The sequence below is a fragment of the Kitasatospora sp. SC0581 genome, from assembly GCF_048159585.1.
Lineage (GTDB): Bacteria > Actinomycetota > Actinomycetes > Streptomycetales > Streptomycetaceae > Kitasatospora.
Map to the genome: position 1 here is coordinate 96,192 of NZ_JBLRWA010000011.1, position 15,463 is coordinate 111,654.

Annotated in this window: 8 protein-coding genes; 2 read left to right on the forward strand and 6 right to left on the reverse strand. The window is 73.6% G+C overall.

Annotation, left to right across the window (positions count from 1 at the left end):
• Window position 1: 1 nt before the first annotated feature.
• Window positions 2–3,511: a hypothetical protein gene (locus ACLWS4_RS19260; protein ID WP_416874737.1), complete on the reverse strand. Its 3,510-nt coding sequence runs from the start codon at window positions 3,509–3,511 to the stop codon at window positions 2–4.
• A gap of 249 nt (window positions 3,512–3,760) precedes the next feature.
• Here ACLWS4_RS19260 and ACLWS4_RS19265 point away from each other — a divergent pair, with 249 nt between their 5' ends.
• Window positions 3,761–5,233 (forward strand): purine-cytosine permease family protein, encoded by a 1,473-nt coding sequence (locus ACLWS4_RS19265; protein WP_074005266.1) that lies wholly within the window; start codon window positions 3,761–3,763, stop codon window positions 5,231–5,233.
• Window positions 5,234–5,270: 37 nt separating this feature from the next.
• Here ACLWS4_RS19265 and ACLWS4_RS19270 read toward each other — a convergent pair whose 3' ends face one another.
• Window positions 5,271–5,561, reverse strand: a complete 291-nt coding sequence (locus ACLWS4_RS19270) for a winged helix-turn-helix transcriptional regulator (protein ID WP_082345916.1) — start codon at window positions 5,559–5,561, stop codon at window positions 5,271–5,273.
• 526 nt (window positions 5,562–6,087) lie between these two features.
• On the opposite strand from ACLWS4_RS19270, the gene ACLWS4_RS19275 reads away from it, so the two are divergent.
• A complete protein-coding gene (locus ACLWS4_RS19275; protein WP_416874738.1) occupies window positions 6,088–6,408 on the forward strand; it encodes a putative quinol monooxygenase in 321 nt (106 codons plus the stop codon).
• A 198-nt stretch (window positions 6,409–6,606) separates the two neighbouring features.
• On the opposite strand, the gene ACLWS4_RS19280 is transcribed toward ACLWS4_RS19275, so the two are convergent.
• The 4 genes from ACLWS4_RS19280 to ACLWS4_RS19295 form a co-directional block, all read right to left on the reverse strand.
• Window positions 6,607–7,302, reverse strand: a complete 696-nt coding sequence (locus ACLWS4_RS19280; protein ID WP_416874739.1) for a hypothetical protein — start codon at window positions 7,300–7,302, stop codon at window positions 6,607–6,609.
• Entirely contained in the window at window positions 7,299–11,504 is a 4,206-nt protein-coding gene (locus ACLWS4_RS19285; protein ID WP_416874740.1) for an NEW3 domain-containing protein, read from the reverse strand. Before ACLWS4_RS19285 ends, ACLWS4_RS19280 begins: the two co-directional genes overlap by 4 nt.
• Window positions 11,505–11,578: 74 nt before the next feature.
• The gene (locus ACLWS4_RS19290; RefSeq protein WP_416874741.1) at window positions 11,579–14,047 is read right to left on the reverse strand and encodes an endo-beta-N-acetylglucosaminidase; all 2,469 of its coding nucleotides are present in this window, start codon (window positions 14,045–14,047) and stop codon (window positions 11,579–11,581) included.
• Between the two features lie 252 nt (window positions 14,048–14,299).
• Entirely contained in the window at window positions 14,300–15,382 is a 1,083-nt protein-coding gene (locus ACLWS4_RS19295; protein WP_079272693.1) for a LacI family DNA-binding transcriptional regulator, read from the reverse strand.
• Window positions 15,383–15,463 lie beyond the last annotated feature (81 nt).

Consider the following 15,463-nt stretch of genomic DNA (forward strand, 5'->3'; position numbering starts at 1 on the left):
CCTACTCCATCGCCGTCCGTACCGCCAGGGCCGCCTCCCGGACGTCCGGCTGCGGGTGGCGGCGCAGGGTGCGGAGCAGTGCTCGCCACTGCGAGCGCCAGCCGGTGCGCGGGCCCAGGGCGTGGGCGAGACCGACCGCGAACAGGCCTTGGGTGTGGCCGCCGTGGACTGCGAGCCGTTCGGTCACGGTGTGCAGGACCGCCGGGTCGCCCGGGCGGCGCGGGGTGTTGAGCCGGCTCCGCAGGGCCTCGGCCGTGCGGGCGGCCAGCACCGGGCGGTCACTGTGCAGGGCAGCCAACCGGTCCAGCTCGGCGAGGAGATGGTCCTGGGCGGTTTCGAACTCCAGGGCGGCGGTCAGGAGCTGGACGGCCTTGGGTATGAAGTCAGGTTCGGTGGAGAGGAGTTCGGCTGCCTCGCCGACCGCCTTCAGGCCCTCCGCCGACGGGTGGTCGGCCACGCCGGCGGCGAGCCGGGCGACCAGGTGGTCGATCCGCTGCCGGGCCGGCCGGTCCCGGTCGGCGGCGGCGTCCAGTCCGCCGCCACCGCCACCGTCCCCATCCCCGTCCACGTCCACGTCCCCGTCCTCCCGCTCCGGGGCTCCCGCGGCCGACGCCTCGCTCGCCAGCAGCTGCGCCAGCGTCTCGGTCAGCCGGCGGCCCGTGCCGCCGACGGCGAGCGCGGCCAGGCCGGCTGCGGCGGCCCGCCAGGAGGAGCGGTTGGCGAGGTCGACGGTGCCCGCCAGCAGCAGCTCCTCCGCTTCGGGGTACCAGGGCGACCAGGCGGCCAGCAGGTCGAGCGCGACCTGGGCGGTGTGCGGGTCGTCGCCGCTCGCCACCCGGGCCACCAGCGCGGCGTAGCGGGGGCGGTCGGTGGTCGGCAGGTCCAGCGGCCGGGTGCGCAGGACGGCGGACCGGGCCACGGGGGCGCCCGTCGCGGCGTCTTCGAGCAGCCGCCAGGCCGCGGGTGCGGGGAGCAGGTCGACGGTGACGGCCACGACCGCAGCCCGGACGTCGCGGTGCTGGCCGGGCAGGTCGTGGGCCTCGGCGAGGAGTGCGCCTGCGGTGTCCACCGGCAGCAGCCGGGCGGCCAGCCGCACCAGCTCCTTCCGGCTGGTGACCTTCGCCCCACCGCCGCCGGCCGCCCCGCCGCCGGCTTCCGCGGCCCCATCCGCCGCCGGCAGCAGCACCGCCCGCAGCATGCCCGCCAGTCGCGACGGCGCGACGAACCCGGCGGCCCGCCCGGCCGCGTACAGCGCGACCCGTGCCCGGTCGTTCCCGGCCTGGGCGAGCAGCAAGGGCAGCGCCTCGGCGGGCCGGTCGGTCCAGATCAGGGCTCCGAGCGCGGCCTCGGCGAGCACGGTGTCCGGGGAGTGGACGTACGGCCGGACGGTGGCGAAGCCGCGCTCGGGGACCGCCACCACGGTGCACAGGTGTCCGGCCCGTACCTGCCGGGGCAGCGAGGCGTCGGCCGCGGCTGCCGCCAACAGGCGTGCGGCGGCGGCCTGTTGTCCGGGTGTCCAGCCCTCGATGCCGTCGACCGGCGGCAGCCAGTGCGTCCCCGCCGCCAGGAAGCGCCCGTACGGCGGGGTGTCGGCGAGGACGGTGTCCAGCAGGTCGGTGCGCCCGCGGGCCAGTACCCGGAGCACCGGCGGCAGGACGGCGGCCGACGGTTCCAGTTCCAGCACCCGGGCCACCCGCTCGCCGCGGGTGGCCGGGTCCGCGAGCCAGTACCGGACGGCCTGGATGAAGGTAGCGTTGTCACCGAACTGGATGGCCTCCCAGAGGAGTTCCTGCAGTTCGGGCAGGTGGTGGGCACGCCGGCCCAGGGCTCCGGCCAGGGCGAAGGTCAGCGTGTGGTCGACCCGGTCCGCACCGGCCGCCAGCCACGGGCGCAGCGCCTCGAAGACCTGTGCCTCCTGTCCGCGCCGGAGCACGGTGTCCAGCCGGCCCAGCGGAACGCTGCCGAGCATCCCGGAGAGCTGCCGCAGGGCGGCCAGGGCCCAGCCCAGCAGCGGCTGTTCACCGCTCACCGCGTGCTCCCGCAGGACGGCGAGGGCGAGGTGCGAGAGCGCTCCGCGGGTCTGCCAGGAGGTGTCCCGGGCCTCGACGGCGTCGGTGACGATCCGGCCGAGGGCGGCGGCCGCCGCCTCCCCCCGGAAGAGCGCGGGCGGGACCTCGGCCAGCGCGACCAGCGCCGGGGAGCGGACCGGATCCTGCTCGTTGCGCAGCCGCAGCAGGTCGTCGAGGAGTTCGCCGACGGCGGCCGGCTCGCCCGACCGGGCCGCGTTGCGGACCAGCAGCGGGTAGGCCAGCGCCCGGTCCTCCGCGGCCGGCCGCCGGGTGGCGGCGAGCAGCCGCGGCCGGGCCTCGGCCACCGGCAGGTGGGCGACGTGGGCCAGCACGACCGACCACGCGGCGCCGCGCTCGGCGGCCTGCGCGGCCATCCGCCGGGCCTCGGCCTGCGCCCGTCGGCGGGGCAGCGCGTCGAGCACGGCCCCGGACAGCTCGCTGCGGCTGAGGTCCCGGTCCGCGGTGACGAGGTCGTAGAACGCCTCGCGCCGGGACGGCGGCAGGGCGCGCAGCAGCCGGGCGAGCCAGATCGGGGCGGTGCTCCAGGCCCGGCCGAGGTCCGGCAGCTCGGGCGGGTCGAACCGGGCGACCCGGGTCAGCGCGCTGCGGGAGATCGACGCGGTGGCCGCGCGTTCGGGCGGCGTGATCAACCGGATGGTCCGGCCGGGCGCGGCGGTCAGCAACCGGCCCAGGCACCCCTGCACCGGCTGCGGCAACCACGTGGGGCAGTGGCGTTCCAGCAGGTCCAGCACCCGCTCCGGTCGGTGCCCGGCGGCGGCGGCCAGGACGTCCGCGTTGCGCTGCCACCAGGCGGGGCGGGCCGGCTCGGGCAGTTCGGCGAGCTGGCGGGCCACCTCGTCCAGCAGCAGGTCGGGGTGGCGGCGGGCCAGGGTGTTCCAGTGCGTCACGGCGAGGAACAGCCCGGGCAGGTTCCGGGCGACGGTCTCGGGCCCGCAGCCCGGCAGCAGCCGGGCCGCCGCCGCGTCCCCCCACGCCTGCCGGACGGGGAGCAGCAGCCGCTCCGCCAGCGCGGTGCGCCCGCGGGCGACGATCAAGGTGGTGAGCCGGTGGCGCAGGACGGCGGGCGCGTCGGCCATCGCCGCGGCCAGCAGCTCGTCCGCGACCGGCAGGTGGAGTGCGGCCTTCAGGGCCTGGCGGCTGACCGCCGGGTCGGGATCGGTGAGCCGCGCGGCGACGAAGGCGCCGTCCCCGGCGATCGTGGCGGCGACTCCGGCCAGCCCTCGGCCGTAGGCGCCGCGCTTGTCGAGTTCCGCCAGCAGCGGGCCGAACCGCTCCGGTCCGTCGCCCTCGTTCGGTCCCTCCGCTGCCCGTTCCTTCGTCCAGGCGGCGAGGCGCCGCATCCGGGCGGGGTGGGCGAGCGGGGCGAGCTCGGCGAGGAGGTGGTCGACGGCTTCGGCCGGGCTGTGCGGTGCACTGGACATGCGGGCCATTCAACAGGCCGGCCGCCCCCGCGGTCGCAGGGTTTTCCGGGTGGACCGGTTGTACGAACGTGCCCGGCGGTCCGGGAGCGGGAGGCGGGTGCGCCGGCCGCCACGTCCCGGACCATCGGCGCCAACCGCTCTGCGTCCAGAACAAAGTAGGATGATTCGACTCCCGCTACGCGCGAAGAGTTCCACAAATATCTTATTTGACCGATTTACCTCCCGCTTCACACGCACGGAGCCACCCTCATGGACAATCCGTCCACCGACGCCAACGACGGCGCGATCGAGACCCGCGGCATTGAGCCTGTCCCCGACCACGAGCGCCGGGGCAGAGTCCGCGAGCTCTTCCCGACCTGGGTCGCGGCGAACATCAGCGTCCTGCTCCTCACCATGGGTGCGGCCCTGGTGGTGTTCAACCACTTGAACTTCTGGCAGGTCCTGGTCGTCGCCGCGTGCGCCGCCCTCATCTCGTTCGGCATGGTCGGCGTGCTGTCGGTCTCCGGAAAGTGGGGCGGAGCCCCGGGCGCGACCCTCTCCCGGGCCACCTTCGGGGTACGCGGCAACCTCTTCCCCGGCGCGATCCTCTGGATCGCCCGGTTCGGCTGGGAGACGATCAACGCCGTCACCGGCGCCTACGCCGTGCTGACCGTCCTCGACCTGGTCTTCGGCGTCAAGAGCAACACCGCGCTGATCGTGATCACGCTCTTCGCCTTCGTCGCCTGCACCTTCCTGGTCTCCGGCATGGGCCGGAAGGCGCTGAACGTCTGCAACACCTGGTCGACGTACCTCTTCGGGGTCTTCAGCGTGCTCGTGCTGGGCTACCTGGTCGCGACCATGAACTGGAGCGAGGTCTTCTCCAAGCCCGCGGGCACCACCGCGATGATGATCGCCGGCATCGGGACCATCGCGGCCGGCGGCATCAGCTGGGTCCCCACCGGCCCGGACTTCGCCCGCTACCTGCCGCACGCCGCCTCCGGCCGGAAGATCGTCGGCGTCACGGTCTCCGGCGCCGGCCTGGTCATGGTGCCGATGGTGCTGATGGGCGCCGTGATGGCGGTGGCCTCGCCCGGCCTGGCCGAGGCCGCGGACCCGGTCTCCTTCCTCGGCGACCTGCTGCCGACCTGGCTGGCCGTGCCCTACCTGCTGACCGCGATCGTGGGCATGCTGCTGATCAACAGCCTCTCCATGTACTCGGCCGGCTTCACCGCGCAGACCATGGGCGTGAAGCTGCCGCGCGCCATGGCCGTCAGCATCAACGCCGTGATCTCGCTGGTCGGCGGCCTGCTGCTGATGCTGGTCGCCAAGAGCTTCCTGGGCTCGTTCATCACCTTCCTGATCCTGCTCGCCGTCTCCTTCTCGGCCTGGATCGGCGTCTACGCGGTGGACATGTACCGGCGCCGCTCGCGCGCGGTGCGCTACGACGCCGCCGCGCTCATGGACACCAGCAGGAAGAGCCGCTACTGGTACACGGGCGGCTTCTGCTGGCAGGCGATGGTCTCCTGGGTGCTCGCGCTGCTGGCCGGGCTCGCCTTCACCAAGTGCGACTGGTTCGCCGGCCCGCTCTCCGGAACCTTCGTCGGCAAGTACGGGCTCGCCTGGGCGGCGACCATCGTGATCTCCGGCGTGATCATGGCCGTGCTCCCGACCCCCCGGGAGAACACCTCCGGCACCGACGAGCAGCCTGCCGAGCAGGCCGCTGAGCAGGCCGCCACCGTCTGACCGCACGACCACGCCCCCGGACCGCCCGGCGGTCGGCTCACCCGAGCCGACCGCCGGGCGGCTCCGTTTCGGCGGCCCAACGGTGGCTCCAGGCAGTGAGCGGGCCGAGGGCGGTGACGAGGTCGGCGCCGAGCGGCGTGAGCCGGTAGGCGTCGTCGTGCGGGGCGAGCAGCCCGGCCTCGGTCAGCTCGGCGATACGGGTGCTGAGCACGCTCGAGGACATCCGCTCGCACCGGCGCTGGAGCTCACGGAAGCCCGCCGGGGCCTGGCTCAGCTCCCACAGGATGCGCAGCGTCCAGCGCCGGCCCAGCAGGTCGAGCGCGGCCATCACCGGGCGGCCCCACCCTCGCCCCGCAGGCCGGACTCACCCCCGAACAGCTCCGGGCGACCGCCGCCGACGATCCGGAGGCGGCCAGCGCCGCCTGGTCCCCCCGGCAGTCGGCCCTGCTCGCCGCCGTCGACGAGCTACACGACACCGCCCACCTCTCGCCAGCCGCCTGGGAGGCCCTACGCCCGCACTACGACGACGCCCAGCTCCTGGAACTCCTCGTCCTCACGGGCTGGTACCGCACCATCGCCTACCTCGCCAACGGCGTCGAACTGGACGCGGAACCAAGGGCCGTACCGTTCCCCGGCGCTGAGGCGGACAGCTGACCCACGGCCCGGCCCGGTCATCCCGGGCCGGGCCGCTGCCGCCGCAGAGGAAGCCGTCGTACGACGTCCAGGACGTCGAACCATCCGACCTTGCCCACACCCGCTACCGAATGTCAGCCCCAAGGCAAGGGAATCTGTTACCCGTAGAACCTCGCCCAGTCATGCGAGCCTCGACCAGCATCGGAAGTGGAGTCGTCACCATGGGATTCGGTCTTGTCGTGCGCTTCGTCACCCACAGCGCGGAAGCCGCTCGCGCCTTCGACCGGTTGGCAGAGAAGGCACTTGAGGGCATCCGCGCCAAGGAGCCCGGCACTCTCGTGTACGTCAACCACGCCGTACCTGAGGAGCCCACCGTCCGCGTCTTCTACGAGCTGTATGCGGACCGCGAGGCTTTCGAGGAGCACGAACGACAGCCGCATGTCCAGGCCTTTCTGGACGAACGCGCCCAGTACCTCGCCTCCTTCGACGTCACGTTCCTGGAGGAGATCTCAGGTAAGGGCAGCCCGGGAGGCCGTTCATGAACTCGTCGTCATCGCAGGCCGAATCGCCCCGTCGGAGCTGGTGAAGCTCGCCAAGCGCGCGAACGCCACGGGGTGATGGCGAAGTTCAGGCCGCCGGACGTCGCCGTATCAGCGACGTCTGGCGGATCGACTCATCGGCTCGATTGGATCCAGCCCGCCGCGCTCGGTGGACGAGCGCGGCGGGCGCGTCCGTGCACCTCAGTGGCGGTGGTGGTTGTCGGGTTGGGCGGGGTCGCCTGGGTGTTCCAATCCTTCGACCAGGGTGAGGCGTTGGGCGCGTTCGTGGTCGAGCCAGCGGACGAATGCTGCTCGGCGGGCGGCGGCGCGGAGGGTGGGGGTGGGGTCGTCGCCTTCCGGGGTGGTGTGGGTGGCGAGGAGGGCTGCCGTCCAGGGGCCGGCGGTGACCCACGCGCCGGGTGGGGCTGCGCGGAGGGCCTCGGCTAGGGCGGCGGGGAGGGTGGTGGGGTCGGCTTCCAACTCGCCGTCGGGGAGAGCGAGGTGCCAACTCTCGGCCGCCGGGCGGGCGGTCAGGGTGCGGTAGTGGGCGATGTCCTCGGGTGAGGGGTCGATGTCGGCCGTCACGGCGTCGTAGACGGCGCGGACGGCGGCGCTGCCCTCGTAGGCGGCCGCCGTGATGGAGCCGAGTTCGACGGCGGCCTGCTGGTCGAGGCGGGCCGGGCTGTCAGGAACCACGGGCAGGTCGCGTTCGGCGGCGACTGCCTCGCAGAGGGCTTCGGTCAACAAGACCTGCGCGACCCAGCGGGTCAGCTGGCGGTCCTCCGAACTGCCCGGTTGTGGCAGGGCGGTGGCGCGCGGGCCGTTCCGGAGGGCGGCGAGGCGGTGGTCTAGGGCCGCACCTGGGAGGGGGCGACCGTCGAGGAGGCCGAGGGTCATGCTTCCACCACCAGGGCGACGGTCGGGGCGTACTGGCAGCGGCCGAACCACATGACCTTCGCCAGGGCCCAGTACGAGCCCGGGTCGGTGGATTCGGCGACGGAGACGGCGAATTCGACCACCGACGAGCTGCCGGCCGGGACGGTGAAGCCGCGGACGGGGTCGGCGATGACGTCCCAGGTGCCCCAGGGGGAGACCAGTTGCAGCTCGCCCCGAAGCTCGCCGCGGGTGCGGTTGGTGAGGGTGAGGGAGAGAGCGGTACGGCTGCCGGGGACGACGTGCAGGGTCTCGGTGGAGACCTCGACGTCCAGTCCGGTGTCGCGGCCGCTGGCGGCCTTGGTGCCCTGGGCGATCGTCCAGTCCTCGGGGGTGTCGCCGGGGACGGGCAGCAGGTCGGGCAGGTCGCCGACGGCGATCGTGACCACGTCCTCGATCTGCTGGCCGTCGTGCTCGATCCGGACGGCGGCGAAGTGCAGCCCGGGCTCGGCGTCGGCCGGCGGGGTGAGGGTCACCGGGAAGCGCAGGTGGCCGTCGGGTGCGAGCCGGTACGGGCGGCTGCCGAGGCTCGTGGTCCAGCCCTCGGGCGGGAGTACGACGGCTGTGCCCTCGACGGCCGCGTCCCGCAGCTGGGAGGAGAGGGCGACCGAGAGCGTCACCGGCTCCCCCGCCGTCCGCAGCAGTCCGGGCGAGGCGCCGACGGACACCGGCAGGTAACCGAGTGGTGCCGGGCCCCGGTTGTGCAGCCAGTAGCGGGCATGGACGGGCTGGGCCGTCTCCGCCACCGGACCGAGGTCCGTCTCACCCTCCGGGGCCGTGACGGCCGGGGAGGCGAGCAGGGTGGCGATCTGCGAGCCGGCGAGGTCGAGGGCGGGGCCGTCGGCGGGGCGCGGGCGCTCCAGCAGGTCGGCGGCGCGCACGTCGTCCAGGCCGAGTGCGCCGCTGAGCTTCGCCGTCCGGCCGAGGCCGGTCGACTCGACCAGCCGGACGGTGAGTTCGCTGCCGAGCGGCGCGGCCGAGCCGTGCGCGATCGGGTTGCCGGTCGGCTTGAGGGTGCCGAGCAGCACCTCGCGCTGGGGTTCGACCCGCAGCCAGGAGAGGGTGGCCGGCAGCGGTCCTTCCTGGGCGGGGGCGATCCGGGCGTACAGCGGGTGGTTGAACTCCTGGCCCTGGGCGGGCAGTGTCTGGTCCCGCCAGTCGCCTTCGCCTCCGACCAGTGCGTAGCTGAACTCGTGTGTCCAGTGCTGGAGTTGGAAGGATGCGCCGTCGGGCAGGGTGCGCCGGGGCGGGTCGATCCAGACGCCGGACGGCCAGCCGGTGCAGGAGCGCATCAGCGACAGGTGCAGCGCGCCGGTGGTGTCGACGGCGAAGCCAGGCAGGCCGAAGCTCAGCAAGGCCACGGTGTGGTCGGCGAGTTGCTCCTGGACGGCGGACGGGCAGACGGCGGTGATCCGGGCGTCGGCCAGGTCGTCGACCAGGGCGGAGAAGTCGGAGACGATCAGTGCCGGCAGTGCGCGCAGGTCGCGCAGGTCGGCATCCGGGTGCCAGACCTCGGTGAGCGGGGTCGCCGCCGGTACCCAGACCGCGCCGTGCGTCTTCAGGGCGGCCGCGTACTCCTCGCCCGCCAGGTCGATCAACTCCCGTGCCACCGGGTTGAGGTCCGGCGAGCCGACCACGATGCGGAAGTCCGGCAGGTTGGAGTCCACGTCCAGCCAGCCGTACCGCGCCCAGTCGGCGCCCGAGGTGGTGGCGGTGACCCCGACCCGCGCCAGTGCGACCACCAGGGGGCGGGCGTCGGCGGCGTCGTCCAGGGTGGGGACGACGACCTCGGCCACGCCGAGGGCGCGCGAGCCGGTCACCGTCCCCGCGCTGTCGGTCAGTTCGGCCCGCGCGGTGGCGCCGAGGCCGAACCAGGTGTTGGCCGGGTTGTCCAGGGTCCACGGCGCCTCCGCCGAGTCCACGTCGGGCATCGCGAAGCCGCGTCCGACGACCGCGCCCGCGACCTCGCTGACCGGCAGGCCGCCGGGGACGTCCACCGGGAAGCGCAGCCGCAGCAGCCGGTCGGCGCCGGAGTAGTCCACCACCCGGGTGCGGCAGTCCACCCGGTCGAGGCCGCGCCACAGGGTGACGGTCTGCTCGTACCGGACGCCGTCGACGGTGCCGTCGATCAGCAGGCGCTCGCCGAGCGGCCCGGTCTCCCGGCGGACGGCGGCGTCGGCTCCCCCGGAGCCGGTCACCGGTCCGCTGGGCACCAGGTGCCAGGGGCCCTCGCCGAAGTCGGGGTGCTGCGGGTATTCCTCGTACACGCGCAGCTCGTTGCCGATCCGGCCGTCCTGGATCAACTCCCGGTCGTGCAGGAGGTCCTGAACCGAGCAGAGGCCGCCGCCGCGCGCCGGGTCGGCGGTCACCCGGTACCGGCCGTTGCCGATCGTCAGGCCCGGGGCCGGCGTCCACGGCTGCTCCGCCTCCCCCTCCACCAGTCGCCAGGTGCGCCAGCCGAGCGCGGGCACGTCGGCGGCGAGGAAGCGCAGGGTGCCCCGGTCGACGGCGCTGGGCACGGGCGAGCCGGCGTCGTCCAGCACCCTCACCGAAGTTGCGTCGGAGGGGAGTTCGACGGTGACGAGGTCGGTCCGGTCGAAGGAGAGCGTGTTGGCGACCACGACGGCCTGCCCCGCGCCCGCCGTGGAGATCCGCGCGGTCAGCGCGTCCAGCGCCGTGTCCCGGACGCCGGAGGCCAGGTCGTACGCCTCCCGCCAGCCGCCGAGCAGGTCCAGGTACACCTGGTCGGACTCGGAGCCGGTGATCGCGTCGTGGTGGGCGCCGTAGGCGAGTTGGCGCCAGACCTTGTCGAGCGCCGCGGCCGGGTAGCGGCCGAGGCCGTGCACGGAGGCGAGCGTGGCGAGCTTCTCGGCGTCCACGGCCGCGACCTCGCCGGCCCGTTGGGCCTGCTTGGTGTCGATGTACGAGACGTCCTTGCCGGTGTACACCGGGTTCATGTCGCGGGTCTGCGGGCTGGGCCGCCGGCCGGTGGCCGCCAGCTCGGCGCGGACGGCGTCGAGGAAGTCGCGGGGGGTGGCGCAGACGAACCGGGGCCAGAGGTACCTGGCGGCCCAGGAGCGGTGGATCTCGGTGACCCACTTGTTCGGCGGGGTGTAGTCCGTGCCCACCGGCAGCAGCAGGTTCTTCGTCGCCCCCACGGGCTTGAGCTTGCGGTACAGCTCGTAGACGGCCTGTTCGGCGGTGGCGAGGTCCGGGGAGGAGTCCATCCACCAGCCGGCCGAGTAGTGGTGCGGCATGTAGTGGGTGAGCACGCCGTCCCCGCCGGGCGCGATCCACTCGAACTCGCTCGGGAACTGCATCACCCGGGCGTCGTCCTTGGCCTCGCGGAAGTTCTTCTGGATCGGGCCCCACTGGTGGAAGGGGCCGCGCGCCCAGGCGCTGCCGGTGAGGCCGGCCGCGGCGAGGTGGCCGGGGAACTGCGGGTCGTGCCCGAACACGTCGAGCTGCCAGGCGGTCCGGGGGTCGCCGCCGAGGATGTCGCGCTGGTAGCCGATGCCGTAGACGATGTTGCGGATGGTGGTCTCGGCGCCGGTGAGGTTGGTGTTCGGCTCGTTGTAGGTGCCGCCGACAAGTTCGACCTGGCCGCGTTCCAGCAGCTGCCGAAGGGTCTCGCGGCGCTCCGGGTGCTGGTCGAAGTACGGCTTCAGGTAGTCGACTTCGGCGAGCACGAACTTGTACACCGGGTCCCGCAGGGCGAGGTCCAGGTGGGCGTCGACGAGGGCGAAGCCGTTGCGCTCCCACAGCGGCCGGGTGGTGGCGTCGGCGGAGAGCAGTTCCCACGGGGAGGTGTAGGCGGCCTGGGTGTTCCACCAGACCGGGTCGTAGTGGAAGTGCGAGACCAGGAACATCGTCCAGCCGGGCTCGGCGACCTCGACCACGGATTCGGCGGTGGCGTCCGACACGGATTCGGCGGTGGCGTCCGAGGCCCGGACGGTGACCGGGAGTCGGTCGCCGGGCGAGGCCCCGCTGATCTCCAGCGGGACCTCGACCAGGCCCGTGCCGGTCGCCTCGCCGCGGACGCCCGGGCCGCTGACGGTGATCCGGGCGGCCGGGCCCTCCAGCGTGACCCGCAGCACTTGGCGCGGGGCGTCCTCGGGGCCGACGAACAGATCGGTGCTCTCGACGGCGGTGATGGTGACCGGCACGGGGGTGCTTCCTTTCCTCGAACAGGGCGGCGCGGGGCGCACGGGACAGCGGGACAGCGGGAGGGCAGCGCGGGCTACGCGCCCCAGGCCTCGAACTCGTAGACGCGGGCGGCCGGATCACCGTTCTGGGTCGGCGTGTTGACCACCAGCCGGACGTAGCGGGCGGCGGTGTCCACCGGGTGGGTGGTGGTGCCGGCCGTGTTGCCGGTGACGTCGGCGACGGTCGTCCAGGGGTCGTTGGCTCCCGAGCGGACCTGGATGGCGAAGTCGCGGGTGTTGTACGAGGCGCTCTCACCGCCCGCCGCCGCGTGCTTGACCACGAACTTCGACAGCTGCTTCGCCGAACCGAGGTCCACCTCCAGCCACTTGGCGGAGGTCAGCGCGCACCACTTGTCGCCGGTCCCGCCGCTGACGCTGCCGTTGACGGCCTTGGCCGGGCCCTCGTTGGCGTTGCACTGGCCGGAGGCGGTGGCCGGGCGGTTGAGCGCCAGGTTGGTGGAGGTCGGCGGGGTGCCGTTCCAACCGACGGTCGTGGACGCGGCGGTGGAGCGCCCGTAGGTGGTGGACACCGCCTCGACGTCCAGCGTGGTGGCGTTCTCGCCGCCCGCCCGGTCGAGCCGCCCGACGAAGTACGCGTCGTTGGGCGTGGCGCCGAGGAAGCTGCGGCTGCCGTCCGCGTTGCGGCGGTACACCTCGTAGTGGTGCACGTTGCCGCCGGGCGCCGCCGTCCAGGACAGCCGCAGCGACTGGCTGGAGCCGGCGGTCACGTCGCTCGCGCCGAGCACGGTGAGTCCGGCCGGTGCCGCCGGGGTCTCCACCGAACCGTCGTAGACGGCGAGTTGGCCGACCCGGAGGTCGTACGAGGGGTCGGACCCCTCGACCCGCAGGGCGATCTGGGCGATGGTGCGGCCCGCGTACGGGGAGAGGTCGAGGGTGTGCCGCTCCCAGCCGGTGCCGGTGTTGGCGCCGACGTCGACCGTGGTGAAGCTGCTCGGGGAGTCCGTGAACGACACCGCGGCCTTGAGCTTCGTGGGCCCGGCGGCCGGGGTCTTGACCACCAGGTCCAGCCTGGTGTTCGCGGCGACCGGCAGCTTGGTCTGGTACAGCCGTACGGTGTTGGCGGCGTCGAGCTTTCCGCTCAACCGCAGGGAGGAACCGCCCTGGTAGGCGTCGCCGAAGTCGACGGACGGGGTGAGCCTGCTGCCGGTCGAGTCGACCATCCAGCGGTAGGTGGGCGGGACGTCCTGGAGCGAGAGGTTGTTCCAGCCGCCGGTGGCGACCCGGGTGCCGGCCGCGTTGTAGAAGTCGCCCTGCCCGGTGTCGAAGGTGGTGACGAACGGCTTGGCGGTGATCGGCGAGGATTCGGCGACGTAGCCGGCCAGGCCGGGCCAGCTCGCCGAGAGGTCGGTCCGGGACGGGTCGTTGTTGGCGCCGACCCAGTAGCGGGCGTCCTTGGCGTAGAAGTCGGCGCGGTCGGTGGCGGACTTCCAGGTCCACTCGGGGCGGTAGAGGCCGAGCGAGGTGGTGTGCGGCTGCCCGGACGGGAAGAGGGCGGACCAGTTCACGCCGGTGTTGTAGCCGTTGGCCTCGGTGTCGATGCCGGAGTAGAGGTCGTACTCGCTGCGGCCGAGCTGCCGGGCCAGCGCCCGGGAGGAGTTGAGGCCGCTCGCCGACCAGTCGAAGTTCAGGAACATCGAGTCCGAGGTGCGCTTCGAACCATCCTGCAGGAAGGGCGAGTTGGCGGAGGTGAGAGCGTTCTGCCAGTTCACCCCGCCGGAGGTGGTCATCGCGTCGTACCACATGAACTCGGTGCCGCTCTGCGCCTTGGTGTACTGCATCAGGTTGCGCAGCTCGCCCGCCAGGGCCGAATCGCCGCCGCCGGTCTCCTGGTTGATGAACCAGCCGTCGAAGCCGTAGTACTGCGCGGCCTGGACGAGCTTGTCGGCGACGGGGTAGCGGCTGCCGGACTTCTGGACGAAGTCGCGCACCCACTGGAGCTGTCCGCCGTACGCGCCGGGCGGGAAGAAGACCGTGCCGTACACCTTGACGCCGTTGCGGTGGGCGGCGTCGATCACGGTCGGGTTGGGGGCGAGGATCAGGCCCTCACCGGCCGAGCCGCCCCAGAACACCAGCTTGTCGACGTACTGCCAGTAGCCGAAGGCGTAGTAGTTGGGGTCGGCGGAGCCCTGCGAGGGGTTGTTGGAGGTGGGGCCGAAGGAGACCAGGGAAGCGATCTTCCCTTCGCCGGTCCGGGCGTTGGGGTTGGCCCGCAGCGCCGGGTCGCTGGTGCGCGGCTGGAGCGGGACGCGGGAGCGGTTGAAGCGGGCGTCCGGGTCGGTGGCCGGGTCCCAGTTCAGGATGCTGTTGGGGTACCAGTACGAGGCGAAGGGCTGGCTGCCCTGGCCGGCGGTGGCGGCGGGTGCCGCGGCCGGCCCGGCGCCCGGCAGCGCGGCCGGTACCGGGTCGGCCCAGGCGGCGGGGGTGGCGGTCAGGGCGGCCGTCGCGAGGACGGCGCTGAGCAGCAGGGGGAGGCGTCGTGACATGCGGTGGCTCCGATCGAGCGGAGGAGGGTGGGGGCGGGCCCGCCGTCGCGGACGGGGGCCCGGCTGCATGCGGGCGTGCCAGTGCTGGAGCGTGTGGTGCCGGTGGTGGATCGGGTGGGGGTCGCGCCGCCGCCGGGCCCCGGGCGCACCGGAGCGGCGGCGCGGGGAGCGGGACGGTCGGCGGGACGGGCAGCGGGGGCCGGACGGGGTGCGGCGGAGCGGACCGAGCGGCTGCCGCTCGGCGCTGCGAGGCTAAACCGGTTCAGAACCGCTGTCAACGATGCGCGCGACAACCACTCCGGAGGGGGAAGTCCCGGGCGCGCCGGGCGGCGAGGTGGACTCCCGTACGGTCAGCCGCGGCGTGGGCATCTGGAGGTCCCGCCCCGCACCGGCCCCCTCCAGCGCCTCCAGCAGGCTGCGCGCGACCTGCTCGCCGAGCGCGAAGGTGTCCCGGCTGAGCGCGGTCAGCGGCGGGTGCACGATCCGGGCGAGCACCGAGTCGTCGAAGGAGACGATGGACAGCTCGCCGGGCACCGCGACCCCCATCTCCCCGGCCACGCCGAGCCCGGCGACGGCCATCACGTCGCTGTCGTAGACGATCGCGGTGGGCCGCCCGGCCCGGGACAGCAGCGTCCGGGTGGCGGCCGCGCCCTCGGCGTCGCTGAAGTCGGTGGGCACCGACACCGCCTCCTCCAGCCCGAGCCGGCGCGAGGCGTCGCGCAGCGCGCGGATCCGCCGCTGGGTGTGCTGGAAGTGCGGCAGCCCGGCGAGGTGGGCGATCCGCCGGTGGCCGATGGCGGCCAGGTAGTCGACGATCGAGAGCATCGCCTCCCGGTCGTCGGCCCAGATCCGCAGCTGGTTGCCGCCCTTGCCGGGCCCGCCCAGCACCACGGCGGGCAGCCCGAGTTCGTCCAGCACCGGCAGCCTCGGGTCCCTGACCTGGAGGTCGACCACGATGAAGCCGTCGACCCGGTGCTCGGAGGCCCAGCCCCGGTAGACCTCGATCTCGGCGGCGGTGTCCTCGACCACCATCAGGTGCAGCGCGATCGAGCTGGCCGAGAGCACCGCCTGGAGCCCGGACAGCAGTTGGCTGAAGAACGGCTCGACGCCGATGGTCCGGGCCGGCCGGGCGATCACCAGGCCGACGGCGTCGGACCTGGCTCCGCCGAGGGCCCGCGCGGCGCTGTGCGGGCGCCAGTTCATCTCCTCGGCGACCCGCAGGATCCGGGCCCTGGTCGCCTCGCTGACGCCCGGCCGGCCGTTGAGCGCGAAGGACACCGCGCCCTTGGAGACACCGGCCTGGCGGGCGATGTCGGCGATCGTCGGTCTGCCCACAGAACCCGACTCCTCTCTTGACATCCAAGTTTAGGCGGGAGCATAGTCCCTGGCATAGCTAGACCGGTTTAGTTAGTCAGG

Coding starts and splice junctions, on each gene's coding strand:
- ACLWS4_RS19290 (WP_416874741.1), bottom strand. CDS start 14,047: ATGTCACGACGCCTCCCCCTGCTGCTCAGCGCCGTCCTCGCGACGGCC.
- ACLWS4_RS19260 (WP_416874737.1), bottom strand. CDS start 3,511: ATGTCCAGTGCACCGCACAGCCCGGCCGAAGCCGTCGACCACCTCCTC.
- ACLWS4_RS19275 (WP_416874738.1), top strand. CDS start 6,088: ATGGGATTCGGTCTTGTCGTGCGCTTCGTCACCCACAGCGCGGAAGCC.
- ACLWS4_RS19270 (WP_082345916.1), bottom strand. CDS start 5,561: ATGGCCGCGCTCGACCTGCTGGGCCGGCGCTGGACGCTGCGCATCCTG.
- ACLWS4_RS19265 (WP_074005266.1), top strand. CDS start 3,761: ATGGACAATCCGTCCACCGACGCCAACGACGGCGCGATCGAGACCCGC.
- ACLWS4_RS19280 (WP_416874739.1), bottom strand. CDS start 7,302: ATGACCCTCGGCCTCCTCGACGGTCGCCCCCTCCCAGGTGCGGCCCTA.